Raw genomic sequence first — 20856 nt, forward strand, 5'->3', positions numbered from 1 at the left:
CTTTATTTGATCTAAAGCTTATTTAAGCTGCTTGATGATTTCATCGGCAACAGCTTCAGATGATGCAGGGTTTTGCCCTGTGATGAGATGACCATCAACCGCTAGGTAGCTCGTCCAATCATCACCTTTACTGTATAAAGCGCCATTTTCTTTCATCATATCTTCAACTAAATAAGGCACAATATCGGTTAACTGCACGGCAGCTTCTTCGCTATTGGTAAAGCCCGCAACTCGCTTACCAGCCACTAAGGGGCTGCCGTCTGCAGCTTTCACATTCTTTAATGCTCCAGAGGCATGGCACACTAAACCAACGGGCTTGCTTGCTTGATAGAAAGTCTCAATTAACGCGATAGAATGTGCATCGTTGGTCAAGTCCCACAATGGCCCGTGGCCACCCGGATAGAATACGGCGTCGTAATCTGCAGCATTAATGTCAGCAAGTACCTGGGTTGTAGCAAGTAGCTGTTGTGCATCGCTGTCTTGATTGAATCTATCGGTTGCTGCCGTTTGAAAGTCAGGTTGTTCGCTGCTTGGATCAAGCGGTGGCTGGCCGCCAGCCGGAGACGCTAGGGTGATGTTAAAGCCACTGTCTTTAAAGCGGTAAAAAGGGCTGGCAAACTCTTCTAACCAAAAGCCTGTTTTTAAACCTGTATCGCCTAATTTGTCGTGTGAGGTCAGTACCATTAATACGTTCATTTATAATCCTTTTTAATGTTTAATCGTTTTAGTTAAAAACGATATTCAAAAGTGTATTCGTTATAAGTTAGATAGCGCACTTTAGCGGGTATATTTAAAGCTTAAGTGCGCTTGCTCGACTAAAGGTTGCGCTCTAAAATCTTGCGACTCATGGCTAAATCAACATCTTGTTTTTCACCCAATGCTGTCATGCCGTGAGCCTCAAGTTGAGTCATTATTTTGTCGATGCTACTGGCGTCTAAACCATAATCAGAAAGGCGAGTTTTAATGCCCATGGCTTCGAAGAACTCTCTGGTTTTAGCGATTGCGGCATCGATAATTTCGTCGTTAGTACCTTGAGTTATGCCCCAAATACGGTCAGCATATTGCAATAATTTCTCTTGCTTACCTTCACGGCGACAATCGAGCATACCTGGCAGCACTATCGCGATAGTGCGAGCGTGGTCGATGTCATACAGAGCTGTAAGCTCATGGCCTATCATATGTGTTGCCCAGTCATGGGGAACGCCGCGACCGATCACACCGCTCAAGGCCATTGTTGCTACCCACATAAGGTTAGCTCTAACATCAAAGTCTTTTGGTTCGCTAAGCGCTTTTGGTCCAAGTTCTAACAAGGTTTGTAGCAAACCTTCGGCAAATCGGTCTTGTACTGGGGCATTAACAGGGAACGTTAAGTACTGCTCTGTGATGTGAATAAAAGCATCTACAACACCATTAGCGACTTGGCGCTCAGGCAGTGTGAAGGTTTTACTCGGGTCTAAAACTGAAAATTTTGGATAAACATGGTCGCTCATGAAAGAGAGCTTAGCCTGATACTCTTTACGGGTAACAACGCTAGCGCTATTCATCTCCGAACCGGTGGCAGGCAAGGTTAACACTGTACCAAATGGCAATGCTTGAGTGACTTTTGCGCCCCAGCTCAAAAGAATATCCCATGGCTCACCTTCAAATAGGGCAGCTGCAGCGACAAACTTAGTACCATCAATAACAGATCCGCCACCGACGGCTAATAGAAAATCAATATTTTGCTGCTTAACAACTTCAACGGCTTTCATTAATGTTTCATAAGTTGGGTTGGCCTCAATACCACCGAACTCAACAACATCACGCTGTCCAAGTGCTGTTTTTACTTCATCTAGCGTGCCAGTGCTTTTGGCGCTATTGCCACCAAACAGTATTAATACTTTTGCATCTTTTGCGACTAAGTTATCCAGTTCGGCAATCTTGCCTTCACCAAAGCTGATATGAGTTGGGTTGTAATAGTCAAAGCTGTACATAATTTTTCCTATCTATCGACCAGTGTTATCGAGTGAATACCACTTTTTAGTAGACCAGTCGTCTAGTGAGAAGCTAAAAAAATACCCGCCTTAAGCATAGGCGGGTGAGATAAAACTGTTGGCTATTTCAGCGGAGAGATAGGCTGCGCCAACAGGGCTTTGGTCACTTGCAATACGCGTCCAATCACATTTGGATCACGAGATAACTTATTTTTTAAGCTTGCGCCTAACCAAAGCTGGTATAAGGTTTCTGCCGTAATTTTGGCGTGCATCGCTGGAAGTGAACCGTCGTTGATCCCAGCTTCAATACAGTAAGCAAGACGCTCGATCACCGCCGTTGAGCCTTTATCAAGCGCAAGGCGCATTGATTCAGATAAATCCGCAACTTCAGCGCTGAGTTTAACCACTAAGCATTTTTGGTCAATACTGCAATCGCTCTGAGTTGCCTGCCAGCGCAGCCAATAACTCATGAGTCGATCAAGTCCTGAACCGTTTTCGGCTGCAAAGAGTTCATCAATACTGTGTAAGTACCCTTTGAAGTAACTGTTAATGATCTCTTCACCAAACTGCTCCTTAGATTTGAAGTAGTGGTAAAAAGAACCTTTTGGAACATCAGCAAATTTTAGGATCTGCGACAAGCCCACATTCGAGAAGCCTTTACTAGAAATTAAGCTATAACCAGAATCAATAATATGCTGACGTGTTTGTTGGGATTCAATTTTCATAGCCGTTATCTTAACTACAAATAGACCGGTCGTCTAGTTATTCTGTGATATTAGTCGCTACCAATGATGTTACCTTAATTTTACTTATAGAGAGTCGTGTCTAAATTGTTGATATTAAGCACTTATAAATTCTTTAAAGGCAGTGTGTTTCGTGAGAAATTTTGCTTTAGCACTACCGTTGATTCAATCCCAGCAATGCAATTTAAGCTACCCAATGACTTTTTAACGAAGCTTTCGTAGCTAAGTAAATCACTGGCAACAATTTTTAAAACATAATCATGCGCCCCGGTGACAACAGAGCACTCCATCACTTGCTCTAGGCTTTGCATTGCCGTTTCGAAGCGCTCAGCATGATGATCTGAATTTTCTGTGAGGCGAACAAAAGCATAGACCACCACATTGAGCCCGACCTCTTTAGGTTCTATTTGTGCCGCATAGCCACTTATCACTCCCGTCTGTTCAAGTTTTCTGACTCGACGAAGACAGGGTGTATCAGACATGTTTAATCTTGCAGCCAACTCTGAAATGGCAATACGGCCCTGTTTTTGCAATATAGCGAGAATATTGAGATCTTTACTGTCCAAAGAGAACTCCGAATTCAGTTTTATAGTTTATTTCAATCATATGTAGTTAATTTATAGTGGAATCCGATCTTAAATGGAAGTTATAGAAGGGAAAATAACGATTTTAACCCTAGAGATCCTGATAGGCTAATTCAACAAAATAATAACAATATCGGAAATCGTTAGATGACATTGAATACTCGAGCTTTTGACCACTGGATCCGTACTCGTTTCGTTGAGCTCAATACCCAATTAGAGCAGTTATATGCAGCGCAAGTTGATCGTGCCAATGTCGAAGGTATTGGCGAGCCACTTAAAATAGCGTTAGAAGCTGAAGGCCGTGAGATGATCGCGGCATTATTGGCGGAGGGAAATACAGATGAAGGCTTTGATCATGCGTTTGGCTTACTGGGTAATGTAGGTTTGTACATGGCTGCTTGTCGCCGCCATGAGATAACCGAACCCTCGCGGGAGCAGGTATCACCATTAACAGAAGCCTCGGCTTTAGCGATGCATATCGGCGCCTCTATCGGTGTTACCCCAAGGTTTGCCACCGCGCACTTAACCACACATAACAGCGCTGATAACGGTCTATACAAGCGGTTTACTAACCTGCCCGCTGAAAAGCTGTTTGTTGATTATAATACCAAAGGTATTCTTGCCTATAAGCGTGCAGCAGACGCATTATTAAAAATACAGCCTCTAGGCATTTCTCATCCTATTGCCGCCGATTTACTCGTTGTCGCCAAGCAAGCGCTCATCGATGTAAAAGAGTCGAATAAGCAACTCTTTAACAAGCTCGATACCAATGACTTCTTCTATTGTGTGAGGCCGTACTACAAACCCTATCGTGTCGGCAGCCAAGTTTACCGTGGTGCAAATGCGGGTGATTTTGCCGGTATCAATGTCATCGACATGCTTTTAGGGCTGTGCGCTGCCAACGAAGCTGGGTATTCACAAATGTTGGTTGATAAGTTTCTGTATATGATGCCGGAAGATCAACGCATTTTGCGTGACTGTATGCGTCGCTCTAGCTTTATGGACGAGTTGTTAGCACTGCAGCATTTACACCATGAAGCTTGGTTTAAAGAAAATGTAAGGCTGTTTCTAGAGGTGTGTACATTGCACGGTGAAACAGCGATTCAGCATCATAATGAATTAGTAAATAAGTATATTGCTATCCCTTCTCAAACGATGGAGCAGCAACATATGGATAAAGTTACCGCGAGTGGTCCGCCATTGCCAGTGTTGCTTAATGCGCTTGAAAAACTAAGAGATAGGCGATCAGCGGCATGCCGCCGTGATATCAAGACGCGATATGACGATATTAAATCGCTCACTGCAAGCTTAGAGGCTCGTTGATATGGGAGATTTTAACTACGACTATAAAAAAGATTTTATGCTCGCGCCTGGAAGTTATTTGTTGAACCACTCTGTTGGCAGACCGCTTCAAACGGCTGAGGCTGATTTTAAGCAACAGTTTTTCACACCATGGCAAGAATCTGGTATTGAGCCTTGGGGAGATTGGCTTGGCATTATTGAGCGATTTACCGCTGGTTTATCGAGAATGTTTAATGCCCCTGCGAGCGAGTTCTGTCCGCAAGTTAATCTGTCGAGCGCATTGACCAAATTGGTGATGTCCGTTGATTCATTGCAACGTGATGATGCCGTGATCTTAATGAGTGAGATTGATTTCCCCAGCATGGGTTTTGCACTCAAAAAAGCGCTGCCAAAAAACTGCGAACTGCGGTTTATCCCTAAAGCGCTGGATATTACCGATGCTAATGTATGGGATGCTCACTTAACGACAGATATTGATATGGTGTTTGTGAGTCATGCTTACTCTAATACTGGGCAGCTATCGCCAGTAGATGACATTGTAGCGGCAGCAAAATCGAAAGGTGTACTCACACTGATTGATATCGCTCAGTCAGCGGGTGTGGTACCGCTAGATTTAGGGGCGCTGCAGGCTGACTTTATGATCGGCTCTAGTGTGAAATGGTTATGTGGTGGCCCAGGAGCGGCTTATCTTTGGATTAACCGTCAGCATATTGCGGCTTGTAAGCCTAAGGACGTAGGCTGGTTTAGTCATGAAAACCCGTTTGAATTCGATATTCATGATTTTAGATACCATAGTAGTGCGCTTAAGTTTTGGGGCGGGACACCGTCTGTAACGCCTTATGCGATAGCGGCTCATAGTATGGATTATTTCTGTCAGGTAGGTTCAGAAAAGCTACGCCTGCATAATCAGCATTTGATTGAGCTGGTGGCAAATGAGCTTGGCAGTGAACTGGTATCTCCCCGAGAACAAGATAAACGCAGTGGCACCATGATCCTAAATTTCGGTCATCGGCAGCCACAGATACTATCAGCGCTAAAAAGTGCCAACATTAGTGTTGATGCTCGGAGCCAAGGTATACGAGTGTCGCCGCACATATACAATGATGAAGCCGATATGTGGCGCCTATTAGAACTTGTTGGCAGAACAGGGTAGCAACCAATAATATTGCTCTTTAGCCGTTGGATAAAGAGCAAATAGGGACACTTTTCAATTAGTGCTTAACGGCGTGAAGATACGTTTTTCGATAATCAAATTGCTGATTCAAGCGGGTAATTTCACCTAGGCTCATATTGGCAGCAATGGTGTTGCCTTTACTGTCAGACACATATTTTTGAGCTGTTCTTTTGACAAAATCGACCACATAGACATTATTGTTCTCAAGTGCCATCGCGGCTTCTAACGCCGTGCTTTTAGAACAATCATTACATAGTGCTACAGAGCTCATTCCTGCGAAGCTTGCTGCAGAGAAGAGTAATGTTGCCATCATTAGTGGGGCAGTAAGGGTCATTTTCATTATTTTCTCCATAACTAAAAGTGTGATGCAAGTCACATTTTTATCACCTTGACTAATTAATGTCCATCTTTTTATTAGCATATTGTTAACATAACGAGTTGTTTAACAAGTACTTACCTAAGCTCCTGCTAATGTTCTTTGTCGTGTTCTTATTGAGTTGTAGCAGAAAAATTCAATTATTTATTCTAGGTTGCCTATTAAACATTATTGATTGATAGTTAAAGTAATTCAGTTTTACAAGGTGAGTTTAATGAAGATATTCATACTGTTATTGGGCTTGTGCAGTGTTAATGCCTTTTCAGTGGAATGGCAGACACAGCAGATTGATGAGAGTTTATCTTTTCGTGGCAGCGCAGCTGCTGATGGCATTGTGTGGGTAAGTGGCTCTAATAATAGTGTCTTTTTGTCAAAGGATGCAGGTAAAACTTGGCTCGATGTTTCTGTTACAGAGCAACCCCTAACGGATTTTCGCGACATTGAAGTTTTCGATGCCAACACCGCAATTGTGATGGGGGCGGGGGAGGGAGATTTATCTACACTCTATATCACTGAAGATCAGGGGGATTCTTGGAAACTGTTGCTCGAAAACAAACATGAAACTGGTTTTTTTGATTCCATTGCCTTTTGGGATAGAAACAACGGATTGCTGTTAGGCGATCCTGTCGATGGCTGCTTTGTTATCTTACGCACTCAAGATGGCGGTAAAAGTTGGCAACGGATTGCTCGAGGTCATCTTCCTAAACAGCTCGACCGTGAAGTGGCCTTTGCCGCGAGTGGTAATACCCTAATGGTAGGCAAAGCGGGTCAAGCATGGTTCACCACTGGCGGCCATAGTAGCTCTATTTATACTTCGCAAGACTCCGGTGAATATTGGCAAAGAACGCATATTCCACTTTATGACGATACACAAACTGCCGGCGGTTATGGCGTGGCGATGAATACTATTGACGATATTTTTGTTGTCGGCGGTGATTACCAACAGCGTGATAAACACGATGCTAATATGGTGTATCTAAAAGGCAAAGTCTGGCATAAAACGCGCAAGACGACTCCTGGACTCAGAACCGCGATGGTCTGTTATCAAGCCATGTGTATAGCGACGGGTAAGTTGGCTACAGATGTCTCATTTGATCATGGTTTTAGTTGGCAACCGTTGTCGATTCAAGGTCAGACACAAGGTTATTACACCTTGGCGATTGATGGTGATACCGTGGTGGCTGCAGGACATAACGGCCGTGTGGCGGTCTACGTTGTGCCACCCGCAAACTGATTTTTGACTGATGATTAGATCCCAAGACATAAGCATAAAACCCAAGTGACTCGCTTGGTTTTTATGGTTTATTAACGGAGTACTAGGTACATGATTAAAGCGCCTATGCCGCCGCCACACACGGTTGCTACAGCGAGCGTTAGTGACTGAGTCTGCAAAGACACTTGTTGCATCTGCTGATGGCTAGGCGCGGGGATTACAAGTAACTTTTTTTGCTCAATCTCAAATACAGCGCACAATCCTAATAAAGTATCATTAGATGCGCTCCCGTCTTTTTCAACTCGCTGCACAGTGCGCAAACTGATATCACAGGCGTCTGCTAAATGCTGCTGTGTCCAGCCTCTTGATTGCCGTAGCTCTTTTACGGTCGTAGCACTAATATCCATGTTCTACTCCGCATGTATAAAGGTTTGAATGTGCATCAGCTTAACCCGTATACTGAAATACAAGCCAAGCTGAAAGTCCACCGAGTAGAATTCCTGCTAAGAAGAACATGAACACTTTTTTTAGAGCGGCTGTAGTGCTCATGTTGAGGTAAGCTTTGGTTTCAGTGGCGACATGTTGGCCATTTTTATACAGTGTACAGACTACCGCTGCAGTTAGAAGGTTGTTAACTTGGAATGTCACCTCATAATCATTCCCTAGGTAACAAAACTTATGAGAGCTTTTCATTCTAAGATTACGCTTTTCAACAACGACTTCATCATTGACATAAATAGTTTCCTGACCTGAAAACCCTGATCCATGCGCAGTTATTCGAACTTCATTATCATTAAAATAATACCAATATCCGTTTGTAATCGAGACCTTGTTCATTGCGGTATCCATTTTATGTCGAGTTATTGAGTTTTCCATCTTGCGCTCCTTGCTATGTTGACTATTGAATTTGACTACAGCAAGTTGAACACAAAATTATACTTAAGACGGCGCCATCGATATGACAGTCATACAATAGGCATATGACATAGTTACTGTCATATTTATAATGCGATGAAAGTTAACGGTTTAAAGTATCAATCTAATCCTGTCTCAAAAATAAATTTTGAGGGTAATCAGCACTCTTATTTATTCAACGGCGACTCAGTTACTTTACTTTGGTAGCGTTTGCCATTGATCCGTTCAATAATCTGAGTGGCATTTAGGTCGTGAATTACATTAATAAGCGTGGCAGGTGCATCGGTCACTGCACCGATAATGACTAAAATAGGAATAACTTCTATCGGTAGACCAAGAGTGGTGACGATAAAAATTTCACCTAAAAAGGCACCGCCAGGCACCCCGCTAATAATAAATGCTGACAACACCGAAATAAGCACGGTGAGTGCAAAAACATCCACAGTGAAATCCAAACCCAATATTGAATAGATAAATACAATCTTTAGCGCGGTGGTCATCGAGGCACCGCCTTTATTGAGATTGACCAATAAAGGCAGGCAAATATCTGCTATCTCCTCTTTTATGCCCATCTTATTGGCGGCGCGGATATTAACGGGTAACGTGGCCAGAGAGGAGCTGGTACCTAATGCGGTAACTGACGGTGCAACTGCATTTTTCCAAAATTGAGTAACGCCTTTTGTCCCGCCACCTAACCAAGCGTAAAGAGTTGAGCCGATGATGAAATAGATAATTGCCGCAACAAAGAATAGCCCAATAGCGCGAGCAAAAGTGCTCAACAGTTCGGTGTCTTGACTCGCCATCGTTGAAGCAAAGTAGGCGCCTAGTCCTACTGGGGCAGCTACCATCAAAATGGATACTATTTTCATGATAACGGTATTGAGACTATCAAGGATATTTGAGACTTTCTCACCATCTTTTCCTGATTGCCCAATGGCGATCCCGGCGATGACCGACATGATGATCAGTGCCAGAATATTGGACTTAGAGAGCAAACCAACAAAATCATTGGTGGTGAGCAAGCCAACGAAATCCATTGTGCCAGCCCCCGCCTCAACATGTTGGTGCAGATCGAGCAAAACACCTTGCGCAGGATCGAAGGCCAGAGCCAAGCCTACAATCGATACGGCGGGGATAATTGCCATTGCAATTGACACCAAGAAGAGGGTAATAAGAATGGCACCGAGTTTTTTTAAGTCTGTCATACGTGCAATGGAAGAGGTCACACTAATCGCGACGAGCGGCACGATAATCATGAATAGCAAATTCAGAAAGATTTGCCCAATAGGCTTTAATTCAAGTGCAAAATCAGGGAGCACAATACCGATAACGCCACCAATAAGTAGCGCTGACAGTAAAACAATTGAAGAACGGTAGGGCTCAAGTTTTTGCCACATAAATGAAGGTCCACTTATTATTGGTTGTCAGAACACTGACTTTCGATGGGGTATTCCATTAAGCTATCTAGCCATAGATGGGGTGTCAACCTAACAAGCGATAGAAGAAAAGGAAAAGGCCTGCAGTAAGCAGGCCTTTAAATATTGAATCGTCGCGAATTAACGTCCTCTTCGACCTTCTCGCGCCATGCCGTGTTGCCTTGCGTTGCGTGAGCGGTTTAATCCTTCTCGGTCAATGTTGCGGTTATTCATTTGTCGCTCCATATTGTTGGGGCGACTCATATCAGTATTAGGTCTTGATGGCATAGTGACAGGCTTACTGATTTCACGATTGTTAAGTCCTGTTTCCACTCTCTGCTTTGTTTCTGGTGTCGGTGTCCAATTGCCTTTATTGCGGCTTTGCCACTCACCATTGTTATCTCGTGCAATATTGCCATTCTTATCGGCAAAGACATTGTTGTCGCGGCTTTTGTTATGAGTCGCTTGTCTAAGATTGTTGTTTATTTTCTTTGAGTCGGCATTACGTACACGGTTCTCGGGACGGTTATAGAGGTTATTTTTCCCCACGCGGTTACCTGAAATATTGTTGTTTTTGGTAACCTTGTTGGAGATATTGGTTCTATTACCGATACTGACACTGTTACCGATATTAATATCACCGGTATTTATCACGACAGGGCGACGGTAACCTCCACCGTAATAACCGCCACAGCATCGGCCTGGATGATAGTTATTACCCCAGCCAGCATTCCAGCCAACCCCTACGCTAAAGAAACCATTGCTCCAACTCACACCGACGTTCCAGCCTGTCCAAGGGTTATAACCAACATGCAATCCCCAGGTTGGTGGTCTCGGGTAATAGTAACGCCCCCAGTAGGGAGGGTAGTACCAGCCTGTGCCATAGACAGGTACACCGTAATAGGGGTAGGACCACATATAGCCCGGGGTGTAACCCACATAAACAACCTCGGGTGTAGAGTCATAAATCTCTACATAAGTGGTGTTATATACTGGTGAGCTTGGAGGGATTTTTGCAATCTCGTCTGTCGGGATATTATCTGCGACCGTCCATGGACCTTTAGCTGTTGAAGCGATAAACCAAACGGCGTTATCAACCGCGTAGTATTGGTCGTTTATTTTCAGTACCTGGGTGGCGGTATTGACCGCATAAGCGACTTTGGTGCCTGGTATCGCATCAAATTTTGGCTCTCCATCGTACTCAACGGTGAGTTTGGCTTCGCTACGTTTAATGGCCGCAGTTTGTGGTATTTGCGCATCGAGCATCGCTTGGTCTGCTTCTGTGGTGCCTGCAACAGAAACACGTAATCCACCAATATCGGATTCAGGCGGGATATCATTAAAACTCGTCGGCAGCTTATCGGCGCGAACAAAGTCCCAAGGTCCCGCTTCCTTCTTGGCTTTAAACCAACGCCCCGAAAGCAATAAATACATATCACCTGAAGAAACCTCTCTGATCCATGCCGTTTCCGTATTACTCACGTACAGCAGCTTACCCTCAGTCAGGCTTTTCCATCTGGGCTTACCCTCTGTTGCGACCAATTCGGTGGCGGTGTTTACGGCAATGACAGCGGGTGCTGAGGCACTTTTTGCTGGAGTGGCATCTTCAGGTTTTGGCAGCATTTTAACGAGGTCTTCAGGCGGATATTCGGTTGTTTGCCAAGGACCCATGGGGTTGTCTGCGGTGTACCAGAACGTGCCGCTACTGAGGTATAACTTTTTAGTTTGTTGGTTACGTGCAACCGCAAATGGCGTGTTTAATGCTCGCTCATAAGGACTGTTTTCTATTTCTCTAAATTGCGGCGCGCCGTCGAAAGACAGTAGTACACTGAGTTGCTGACGGAAAATAATGTTGGGGGCATCGTTTTTAATGTTTTCTAAGCTTTGTTTCTCTTGCTTAGCATTCGCTAGACTGGCTGAAAGGCGTTCCATCGAGATCTTAAAACTACTGCTGCCTAAGGCTTTTTCTACCACTTCAGTAAAGCGTTGCTCATCGGTTTCAGTCGATTCTGGCCAACGAACCTGGGTGACTTTAACGTCTCTAACGGTAGCGTTGTCTGTGGTGGTATCAATGCGAGCACTAAACCAAAAGGCGCCAAAGATGGGGTCATCTCTATCGATGAGTTCGAGAGACATTGCCGCACGTCCTTGCAGAATATTACCATTGAGTGATTCTGGCTGTGGTTGGTATACCACAATGGTGCCCTCTTTATCTGTTACTTCCTGTGGCCACTCAATCGCATTCGCATGGGCTAGACCCAATTGCATCAACATGATTACGGCGAGAATTGAGCGGCAATATGCAAAAATTCTAGCTGGCATAGCAGTTCCTTCTTTTTTGATCGAGTGGTGAATATCAAGCTAACACGATGGCTATTGTAATGGTTAAACTTTATTCAGAACAACTATAGCTGTTCATTATTATAATCGCATTAATCGACCGGAATATTATTGATTTATAAGTACAAAAAAGCCCTAAACGTTTCCGGTTAGGGCTTTTGAAATGGCGTTTTATCACACCATTAGCTCAGTTTGTTGAGTTTACAAGCTGTAGTAAAGCTCAAACTCAACTGGGTGAGTAGTTTGGTTTATGCGCTCAACATCAGCAGTTTTAAGCTTGATATAAGAGTCGATAAAGTCGTTACTGAATACGTCGCCACGAGTCAGGAACTCACGGTCAGCATCGAGACACTCAAGTGCATTTTCGAGCGAAGTTGCAACCGTTGGAATTTCAGCCGCTTCTTCTGGTGGTAAGTCATATAGATCTTTATCCATTGCTTCGCCTGGATGGATCTTGTTTTGGATCCCGTCAAGGCCAGCCATTAGCATTGCAGAGAATGCTAAATATGGGTTAGCCATTGGGTCACCAAAACGTAATTCAATACGACGACCTTTAGCACTTGGTACCACTGGGATACGGATAGATGCTGAGCGGTTTGCTGCTGAGTAAGCAAGCATTACTGGCGCTTCAAAATGTGGAATAAGACGCTTGTATGAGTTCGTCGATGGGTTAGCAAATGCGTTGATGGCACGCGCATGCTTGATAATGCCACCGATGTAGAACAATGCATCTTCGCTCAATCCGCCGTACTTATCACCGGCAAACAAGTTCACGCCGTCTTTTGCTAGCGACTGATGCACGTGCATGCCGCTACCGTTATCACCCACTATTGGCTTAGGCATAAAGGTTGCTGTCTTGCCGTAGGCGTCTGCCACGTTATGGACAACATATTTAAGCACCTGAACTTCATCTGCTTTAAGTGTAAGCGTATTAAAGCGAGTGGCGATTTCGTTTTGACCAGCAGTGGCGACTTCGTGATGATGCGCCTCAACAACTTGGCCCATCTCTTCAAGTACAAGACACATTGCTGAACGTATGTCTTGTGAAGAATCAACGGGTCCTACAGGGAAATAACCGCCTTTAACGCCTGGACGGTGACCTTTGTTACCACCTTCGTAGCTAGTGCCAGAGTTCCAAGCGGCTTCTACAGCGTCAACCTCGTAGAAACAACCCTGCATGCCAGAGCTGAACTTAACGTCATCAAATAGGAAGAACTCTGGCTCAGGACCAATCAATACGGTATCTGCGATACCTGTAGAGCGTAAGTAGTCTTCTGCTTTCTTAGCAATTGAGCGTGGGTCACGGTTGTAACCTGTCATAGTGCCTGGGTTTAGGATGTCACAACGAATGTTTGCAGTTGTTTCTGCAGTGAACGGATCAAGTACAAAACTTGCCGGATCTGGCATCAATACCATGTCAGATTCGTTAATGCCTTTCCAACCATAAATTGAAGAACCGTCAAACATCTTACCGTCTTCGAAAAAGTCTTCATCAACTTGGTGGCTTGGGATCGAAACGTGATGCTCTTTACCTATGGTATCGGTAAAACGTAGATCAACAAACTTAACTTCTAATTCTTGTAGTTGTTGTAAAACTGATTCTGCTGACATTCTAAAGTCTCCGAGTAGGGTAAAGGGTTATCCCTTGTTTCTTATCTTAATGCTTAGCGCTATATGCGATTCTGCTATCAGTAAAGCGAGAGTCGTGCCAATAATGTAACATTATGATTTATATGGATTCTAAATCATACTAAAAATATAAAGTTAGCTTTGGCGCACTGTTTTGGTGCAGGTCGTGGATCAAAATGGTGCGCGCGCCATCATTGTGCAGCTAGATTGTTTTGATATTGGCTAGCCGTTGGATAATGATTAAAAGCAAGACAACAGAATAGCCAAGAATAAGACTTTTTTATAGGGGATAAGCCAAAGAAAAATCAACCAAATATAGATAAGTGTTATTCAGATAAAAGACAGTTTCATGCCACTCGCAGGCTTATCTGTTTAAACAGACTAAACTAGGAAGTCGACTAGAGGGGCGTAAAACAGGATGTTTAACAAAATTGACAACTTAAAAGGACGCTAAACGCCTCAAAGAGGTATTTGAAAGGAGCAAAAATATAAATAATCCCATCAAAGATAATGATGGAAAGTGTATGTAAAGCGTACGTTATGACGGAAAAAAGCAACACGCATAAGTTATTTTTAACGATTGGTTAAAAATAATCCTGTGAGATACTCGCCACCTAGAGTAGAATGTCACGCTTTTTATAGCAACAACTATAATCGTTTGGTTTTAGTGGTTGTCAGTACCCCCCCTATATATTTATACCGATGGTAAGAGGTTTAGCCGTGTTAGAGAATTTACGTAACATCGCCATTATTGCACACGTTGACCATGGTAAGACTACCTTGGTTGATAAGCTGCTGGCGCAGTCAGGAACCCTTGAGACTCGAGGAGAAGCCGCTGAGCGGGTGATGGATTCAAATGATCTTGAAAAAGAACGTGGTATCACGATTCTGGCCAAGAACACTGCCATCAAGTGGAACGACTACCGTATCAACATCGTTGATACCCCTGGTCACGCCGATTTCGGTGGTGAGGTTGAGCGTGTTCTATCTATGGTTGACTCAGTATTACTACTAGTTGACGCAGTAGATGGTCCAATGCCACAAACTCGTTTCGTGACTAAGAAAGCATTTGCTCAAGGTCTTAAGCCAATCGTTGTTATCAACAAGATTGACCGTCCTGGCGCACGTCCTGATTGGGTTATCGACCAAGTATTTGACTTGTTCGACAACTTAGGCGCAACCGATGAGCAACTAGATTTCCCAATCGTTTATGCTTCTGCATTAAACGGCTACGCTTCGCTTGATCCTGAAACAAAAGAGGGTGATATGACGCCTCTTTTTGAAACTATCGTTGAGAAAGTTTCATCTCCTGATGCTGATGCTGATGGTGATTTCCAGATGCAAATCTCGCAAATCGATTACAACTCATACGTGGGTGTTATCGGTATTGGTCGTATCAAGCGTGGTAGCGTTAAAACTAACCAACAGGTCACTATTATTGGTGCTGATGGTAAGAAGCGTAACGGCAAAATGGGCCAGGTATTAGGTTACATGGGTCTAGAGCGTAACGAAGTTGAAATCGCTAACGCAGGCGACATCGTTGCGATTACGGGTCTTGGTCAGCTGTTAATCTCTGACACTATCTGTGCAACAAATAACGTAGTGGCGTTACCGCCGCTATCTGTTGATGAGCCAACGCTAACGATGACCTTCCAGGTCAACACCTCTCCATTCGCTGGTAAAGAAGGTAAGTACGTAACTTCACGTAACATCCTTGAGCGTCTGCAGCAGGAATTAGTTCACAACGTTGCATTGCGCGTTGAAGAAACTGAAAGCCCAGATCGTTTCCGTGTTTCAGGCCGTGGTGAGCTTCACCTTTCAATCTTGATTGAAACCATGCGTCGTGAAGGTTACGAGCTAGCTGTTTCTCGCCCAGAAGTTATCGTTAAAGAGATCGATGGCGAGATGTGTGAGCCATTCGAAAACTTGACCGTTGATGTTGAAGAAGAGCATCAAGGTAGCGTTATCGAGAAGCTTGGTATCCGTAAGGGTGACATGAAAGACATGCAAATGGATGGCAAGGGTCGTGTACGTATCGATTTTGTTATCCCTAGTCGTGGTCTAATCGGTTTCCAAACTGACTTCATGACAGCCACTTCAGGTTCTGGTCTTATTTACCATTCATTCGACCATTACGGTCCTGTGAAAGGTGGTGATATTGGTCAACGCGCACGTGGCGTATTGGTCTCTAACGCAACCGGTAAAGCACTGACATTCGCATTGTTTAACCTTCAAGCTCGTGGTCGTCTGTTTATTACACACGCAGCAGAAGTTTATGAAGGTCAAGTTGTTGGTCTTCACGCTCGTGCAAACGATTTGACTGTTAACTGTTTGAAAGGTAAGCAGCTAACTAACATGCGTGCATCGGGTACCGATGAAGCGCAAGTACTGACTCCACATATCGACATGACACTTGAGCAAGCGCTTGAGTTCATCGATGATGATGAGCTAGTAGAAGTAACACCGCTGAACATTCGTGTTCGTAAGCGTTACTTGAGCGAAAACGATCGTAAGCGTCATAACCGCAAGTAATCGTTGCGTTTAGCTTCAGTCCTTAAAAGGATTGAGCGCGAAGAAGCCCCGAACATGAAAATGTTCGGGGCTTTTTTATACATGGATGTATTTATCCCCGAAGTACAGGATGTACAAGGAGGGGATTTATGTCTGGCCATAAATGTTCCATTCATTTATTGGCATTCCCTCCTTGACCCACAGGGATGTGAGGAATGCCTAAGTGATATAGGGAATATCATAGGCCTTGGCGGTCAGATGTATTTATCCCCGAAGTACAGGATGTACTAGGAGGGGGTTTATGTCTGGAACATAATGGAATTCAGTGCTTCCAAATGGTTGATCCAAAGGACTCGTAAATGAATAGATGAAGATGCGCTGTGGCCGTTCATTACAGGACACGCTTCCAAGGTTGAGATTACAGCGCGTCACCGCTCATACGCACAGCCTTGCGGGAGGCGGGTAATAACACGGGTTGTATCCGTGCGCGGTATTTTTGAGTGAAAAAGTGATCTGCAAAAATAACCGGCTTTTAAATGCGATAGGTTGGCAATATCAACACACGGAGTGTTAAATTGCGGCGTTAAATTGACTCGCAAGTTAATCGGTCGTCACGGCATCAGCACCTTTATTTTTAGCTGGAGTCGCTTTAGGTTTGGTGAGTTTACGCCAAAGCATTTCCAATGGCCCTTGCTTGAAATACTTAAGGTATACGCTGGCGAGAATGATTTGAAAAATAGAGAAACCAAGCGCAATCAACATATAGCCGGGCCTGTCGAGTGTGTTCATTAGTGTTGGCGCAAAATAGCGAAAAACGAGTACTCCACAAGTCGATTGCAGGATGTATAGACTTAATGATAATCGGCCTACCTTCTGTAATGACGCCAATACAGTGGAACGGTTTTGGCATATTTTAACCAGTACATGAATGTAAATCAGCGCCATAGGTATCGCACTGACGATAACGGCAGCACCTGATAGGGTATTTAATATAGGATCTGTTGAAAGGGTCAATAAGCTATCTAAAACCGATAATAGCACCGTCGCTACTGCAAGCTGGATAAGTTGGCTTTTGTTAAAGCCGTGCTCAAAAATGCCTTTACGGTAAAGCGCTATGCCAAGCAGCATTAAGCCTGCTGATAACCACATAAGAGTTAATGGGATAACAAATAGCATCGTTGCAAATATTGTCAACTGCATCATCAGCTGTTCTGCATAGGATCCAAACCATATTAGGGACTCCTCTTTAAATAGCGCAGATCCACGTATAAATGTTTCCTCGGGAGATAATAGGCTAATCAGGGTGAGGAGCAACACAGGGGCAGCGATAAACAAAAGTGATTTTTTTAGCAGTTTATTGTGATCCAGCTTAAGGTAACAAAGTGCCACAAACCCACTGAGTGCATAGGTAAAAAGTACGTCACCAGACCAGATAAAAATAGCGTGTATCACCCCGAAAACCACAAGCCACTTCAACCTGGATTTCATTAATCCGTAAGCATCTTTATTTTGTGCTGACAATCTGTCGAATTGAATCGCCAATCCCACCCCAAATAGCATTGAAAACAAACTAATGAAGCGGCCTTCAATAAAAAAATTGCTAAACAGCTCCACTAAGGTGTCATGCAATGGGTTGGATTCATGGCTGGCGTAGCCAGAAATAGCATTGCCAAAGAAGTAGATGTTGATGAACAAAATGCCCAATACCGCTAAGCCACGAATAACATCGATATTAGCGTTACGATCAAAATCTGTCGGGTTCTGCGTTGGGTTATTCATTATCACGGTTAACGGTTCCATGTTTTTTTGCTTGCACTCCAAGTGCAATAATAGGCTAGACAATATCAGCATTAAGTCATTTACGAAATCACGACATCTACAATCGATTACCTTTTATGTGGTTTGGGTATAAATCTGATTAAAATAAAACGTTAGCCAAAAAAAAAGCAATCCATATGGATTGCCGAATAATATGTTCAATTTACAGTGCGCTAGCGTTGAAACTGAATTTTTTTGCCAAACCTAACTAGGAATGCGCAGTAGGGAGTGATGATGAATAAAACAAATATTTAGCAGGGCATTTTTCAGTGGTTAACCGACAAAAATGGCTTACAAACATTAGCCTCATATAATCAGAGTGTGATAATTCTAGATGGTTCCCACTTTCTGCATTAACAAAAGTTTAGTTTTAAAAAAATCCGATATTCAGATTTGAGTGCACTCCTTCTACTTGAAAGAAACGTCTCCATCCTTGGAGACGTTGTGTTGCTTCGACTAGCGCTAATGCCCTATCGAATTTAAGTGTTGGATTAAATACATCCGTGTTTCTGTTGGTGTTTGACTTACCCAAAAACCACATAGGTAAGCAATCAGAGGGACCAGAAACAGTAGTGCCATTAAGGCGATGGTAAGGCCTCGTGCCGATAATTTAATACCGTTGCGAGTGCTAAATTGCAAAGCCTCTTTTGTAGGGCAGGCTGATACGCAGCGCATGCAGGCTTGGCACTCATCTGAGCGGATATTGATCTGACTATGTACCGAAATATTAGCAGGACAGGCACGGCTGCATTTATCACAGTTCATCCCTTTACTGTCAATCAAGCAATGCTGAGTATTGCGGCGAATTTTAAATGGACTTAAAAAGCTGACTAGCCCGAGTAATGCACCATAAGGACAGATGTAACGGCAAAATCCTTGTCGGCGCCATAACGCCAGGCTCAGAATGAAGCTGAAACAGAGAAAAGTAACTAGGCCTGGAGTGATAAAAAACAGTGCCATTTTTAGATCCGCTATCTTGTGATAATTGCCACTGAGGTAGTCAGGTATTCCCTGTGCTGGCATGCCCACAATGATATAAAGCAACGCCAGTAAAAGAAGGTACTTCACCATTCTCAGTGGCCAATCTAGCCAAGCTGGTGGTAAATATTCACGTTTGACAAAGCGTTTTCTGAGTTTATAGAGGTATTCGCCAGCTAAACCGAGCGGACAAGCCCAGCCACAAAAAGCACGTTTACAGATCAAGCCGGTTAGTAGTACGACGGTTAACATTACTGCCGCTGCCGGGTGAGTTTGATCCCAAATACCGAGGCTGATAATGGCTTTGATTTCGATACCGCCGGCAATGGGTAGGAATGCATCACCAACATCGGGACGCATAAGCCAAGGCGTAATCCCGGCTTTAAGCAGTGCGCTATTCACCGCAAACTGCACTCCAACGAGCAGCATCGATAGCGCTAGCAGATGCTGCACCCCTTCGCGTAAGTTATTGCTCCTCATATCGCCCTGAGCGACTTGAGGTTGAAACTTGCTGACTAAGCCAATAATGACTGCTGCAATGGCAAGAGAGGCGATTAGAGGCCAATATAGGCTAGATATGACTGCGGCAGACACTAATACTCCGCTTGCTGCAGCCCCCCATTTTTTACCACTCCAATAAAGCAGGCTCACACTGTAAGTCAGTGCCAAAATAAGAGTTAATGATTCGATAAAGCTCATAACGGTGTCAGTTTATAATGATTGATACTACTGTGAAACTTTTTAAAGGAAGAAGTTCTAAATGTGTAAGCAGATTGTGGGGTAGGTCGTAAACTTGTGATTAAACTATAAGAAATTAGGCTTTGAGTTCACAAATTCGGTTCCTAAGCCACAAGGCGTAGGAACCGCAGTTTAGTCGTCGCTTATTTGCCTTCTAAGGTCGCAATAAACTTAGTCGACTCATCAATTGATTTGTTCATCTCTTTTATCAGACCAGAAATATCAGTTTGTAAACTGCTAAATTCACCCTTAATGGCGCCAATGGCTTGTGCGTTAAGGTTATGCTTTAAGTAAAGCATATTGTCTTTCATGGCCGTCAGTACCGGTGGCATTTTGCTTTCTGCACGACGCATGCTTTTGATCAGCTGAGTATATGAACGGCGAGTCTGTTTAAGCTTGCTTTCGCTATTTCGGCGCAGACTAGCTTTGCTTATCTCGGCTATCTCTGTCTGCCATTCATCGAATAATGCTTCGGCGACATCTTCAACTTTGTCGATGCGCTTAGTGACATCATCGGCCGCATCTTGCGCCGACTCATATTCATCTTTGGCCTTGTTATAAGCACTTTCGAGATCGCCACCGTCATGGTTAAGTAACGCTTGCATCTCTTCTAGTGCAGAGCTGAACTGCTCTTGCGCTTCTTCTTGAGACTCTTTGGCATCTTCAACCCGATCAACCATGATATCGCGCTTGTGATAACCGACCTTTTCCATGGCGCCATAGTAGGCACTTTGGCAACCCGTCAGCAGTAAACCGCAACTGATGATAGCAACCGATAATATTTTTTTCATCTTATTCAATCCCGAATGTGATTCTAAAGCTTAACCCTAAACTTGTGTGTATTGGCGCTGGACTAATCGGCGCGATATTTAGCCGCATCGATAATGCACCACAAATGGGCTACGGCACCGATGATGGCGGGGAATATTAGCCACCACATGGCATAACCGACCACGACGACAATACAAAACACTAATGCAGCGAGTATACGACCTTGAACGAGTTGCCCAAGACCGGGAAAGAAAAAGCTTGCGATAGCGGCAATAACATTGCCTGCGGAACCCTGTTGAGACATCAATTCGATCCTTATACTTGTAAAGAGAAGGTTATAAGCTTTATTGTACCAATATAGATTTAAACAAATCAT

At 43.9% G+C, this 20856-nt stretch carries 18 protein-coding genes; 4 read left to right on the forward strand and 14 right to left on the reverse strand.

What is annotated here, in order from left to right:
• Nucleotides 1-18: 18 nt before the first annotated feature.
• The 4 genes from L2729_RS10290 to L2729_RS10305 form a co-directional block, all read right to left on the reverse strand.
• The gene (locus tag L2729_RS10290; RefSeq protein WP_248988188.1) at nucleotides 19-696 is read right to left on the reverse strand and encodes a type 1 glutamine amidotransferase domain-containing protein; all 678 of its coding nucleotides are present in this window, start codon (nucleotides 694-696) and stop codon (nucleotides 19-21) included.
• A gap of 119 nt (nucleotides 697-815) precedes the next feature.
• Nucleotides 816-1973, reverse strand: coding sequence for an iron-containing alcohol dehydrogenase (locus tag L2729_RS10295; RefSeq protein WP_248988189.1), 1158 nt, complete (start codon nucleotides 1971-1973; stop codon nucleotides 816-818).
• A gap of 122 nt (nucleotides 1974-2095) precedes the next feature.
• Nucleotides 2096-2698, reverse strand: a complete 603-nt coding sequence (locus L2729_RS10300) for a TetR/AcrR family transcriptional regulator (RefSeq protein ID WP_248988190.1) — start codon at nucleotides 2696-2698, stop codon at nucleotides 2096-2098.
• 122 nt (nucleotides 2699-2820) lie between these two features.
• The gene (locus L2729_RS10305) at nucleotides 2821-3282 is read right to left on the reverse strand and encodes an Lrp/AsnC family transcriptional regulator (RefSeq protein ID WP_248988191.1); all 462 of its coding nucleotides are present in this window, start codon (nucleotides 3280-3282) and stop codon (nucleotides 2821-2823) included.
• 165 nt (nucleotides 3283-3447) lie between these two features.
• Here L2729_RS10305 and L2729_RS10310 point away from each other — a divergent pair, with 165 nt between their 5' ends.
• Together L2729_RS10310 and L2729_RS10315 are read left to right on the forward strand one after the other, a co-directional pair.
• Nucleotides 3448-4623, forward strand: coding sequence for a PrnB family protein (locus L2729_RS10310; RefSeq protein ID WP_248988192.1), 1176 nt, complete (start codon nucleotides 3448-3450; stop codon nucleotides 4621-4623).
• Between the two features lies 1 nt (nucleotide 4624).
• On the forward strand, nucleotides 4625-5755 hold the full coding sequence (locus L2729_RS10315; RefSeq protein ID WP_248988193.1) for an aminotransferase class V-fold PLP-dependent enzyme: 1131 nt from the start codon (nucleotides 4625-4627) through the stop codon (nucleotides 5753-5755).
• Between the two features lie 58 nt (nucleotides 5756-5813).
• On the opposite strand, the gene L2729_RS10320 is transcribed toward L2729_RS10315, so the two are convergent.
• On the reverse strand, nucleotides 5814-6116 hold the full coding sequence (locus L2729_RS10320; protein ID WP_248988194.1) for a hypothetical protein: 303 nt from the start codon (nucleotides 6114-6116) through the stop codon (nucleotides 5814-5816).
• Nucleotides 6117-6366: 250 nt separating this feature from the next.
• Between L2729_RS10320 and L2729_RS10325 the strand changes: the two genes are divergently transcribed.
• Nucleotides 6367-7386: a WD40/YVTN/BNR-like repeat-containing protein gene (locus L2729_RS10325; RefSeq protein WP_248988195.1), complete on the forward strand. Its 1020-nt coding sequence runs from the start codon at nucleotides 6367-6369 to the stop codon at nucleotides 7384-7386.
• A 71-nt stretch (nucleotides 7387-7457) separates the two neighbouring features.
• On the opposite strand, the gene L2729_RS10330 is transcribed toward L2729_RS10325, so the two are convergent.
• The 5 genes from L2729_RS10330 to glnA form a co-directional block, all read right to left on the reverse strand.
• Nucleotides 7458-7772: a helix-turn-helix domain-containing protein gene (locus tag L2729_RS10330; protein WP_248988196.1), complete on the reverse strand. Its 315-nt coding sequence runs from the start codon at nucleotides 7770-7772 to the stop codon at nucleotides 7458-7460.
• Nucleotides 7773-7812: 40 nt separating this feature from the next.
• Nucleotides 7813-8241, reverse strand: coding sequence for a hypothetical protein (locus L2729_RS10335; RefSeq protein ID WP_248988197.1), 429 nt, complete (start codon nucleotides 8239-8241; stop codon nucleotides 7813-7815).
• 206 nt (nucleotides 8242-8447) lie between these two features.
• A complete protein-coding gene (locus L2729_RS10340; protein ID WP_248988198.1) occupies nucleotides 8448-9677 on the reverse strand; it encodes a dicarboxylate/amino acid:cation symporter in 1230 nt (409 codons plus the stop codon).
• Between the two features lie 159 nt (nucleotides 9678-9836).
• On the reverse strand, nucleotides 9837-12017 hold the full coding sequence (locus L2729_RS10345; RefSeq protein ID WP_248988199.1) for a carbohydrate-binding family V/XII: 2181 nt from the start codon (nucleotides 12015-12017) through the stop codon (nucleotides 9837-9839).
• A gap of 219 nt (nucleotides 12018-12236) precedes the next feature.
• Complete coding sequence (glnA, locus tag L2729_RS10350) at nucleotides 12237-13646, reverse strand: glutamate--ammonia ligase (protein WP_248988200.1); 1410 nt, start codon at nucleotides 13644-13646, stop codon at nucleotides 12237-12239.
• Between the two features lie 738 nt (nucleotides 13647-14384).
• Here glnA and typA point away from each other — a divergent pair.
• Nucleotides 14385-16196: a translational GTPase TypA gene (typA, locus tag L2729_RS10355; RefSeq protein ID WP_248988201.1), complete on the forward strand. Its 1812-nt coding sequence runs from the start codon at nucleotides 14385-14387 to the stop codon at nucleotides 16194-16196.
• 579 nt (nucleotides 16197-16775) lie between these two features.
• Here typA and L2729_RS10360 read toward each other — a convergent pair.
• The 4 genes from L2729_RS10360 to L2729_RS10375 form a co-directional block, all read right to left on the reverse strand.
• Nucleotides 16776-17975, reverse strand: a complete 1200-nt coding sequence (locus tag L2729_RS10360; protein ID WP_248988202.1) for a DUF418 domain-containing protein — start codon at nucleotides 17973-17975, stop codon at nucleotides 16776-16778.
• A gap of 480 nt (nucleotides 17976-18455) precedes the next feature.
• On the reverse strand, nucleotides 18456-19670 hold the full coding sequence (locus tag L2729_RS10365; protein WP_248988203.1) for a 4Fe-4S binding protein: 1215 nt from the start codon (nucleotides 19668-19670) through the stop codon (nucleotides 18456-18458).
• A 182-nt stretch (nucleotides 19671-19852) separates the two neighbouring features.
• Nucleotides 19853-20500: a DUF2959 domain-containing protein gene (locus L2729_RS10370; RefSeq protein WP_248988204.1), complete on the reverse strand. Its 648-nt coding sequence runs from the start codon at nucleotides 20498-20500 to the stop codon at nucleotides 19853-19855.
• Between the two features lie 62 nt (nucleotides 20501-20562).
• The gene (locus L2729_RS10375) at nucleotides 20563-20784 is read right to left on the reverse strand and encodes a hypothetical protein (RefSeq protein ID WP_248988205.1); all 222 of its coding nucleotides are present in this window, start codon (nucleotides 20782-20784) and stop codon (nucleotides 20563-20565) included.
• Nucleotides 20785-20856 lie beyond the last annotated feature (72 nt).

Origin of the sequence: Shewanella gelidimarina, assembly GCF_023283945.1 — a bacterium.
GTDB classification, from domain to species: Bacteria; Pseudomonadota; Gammaproteobacteria; order Enterobacterales; family Shewanellaceae; genus Shewanella; species Shewanella gelidimarina.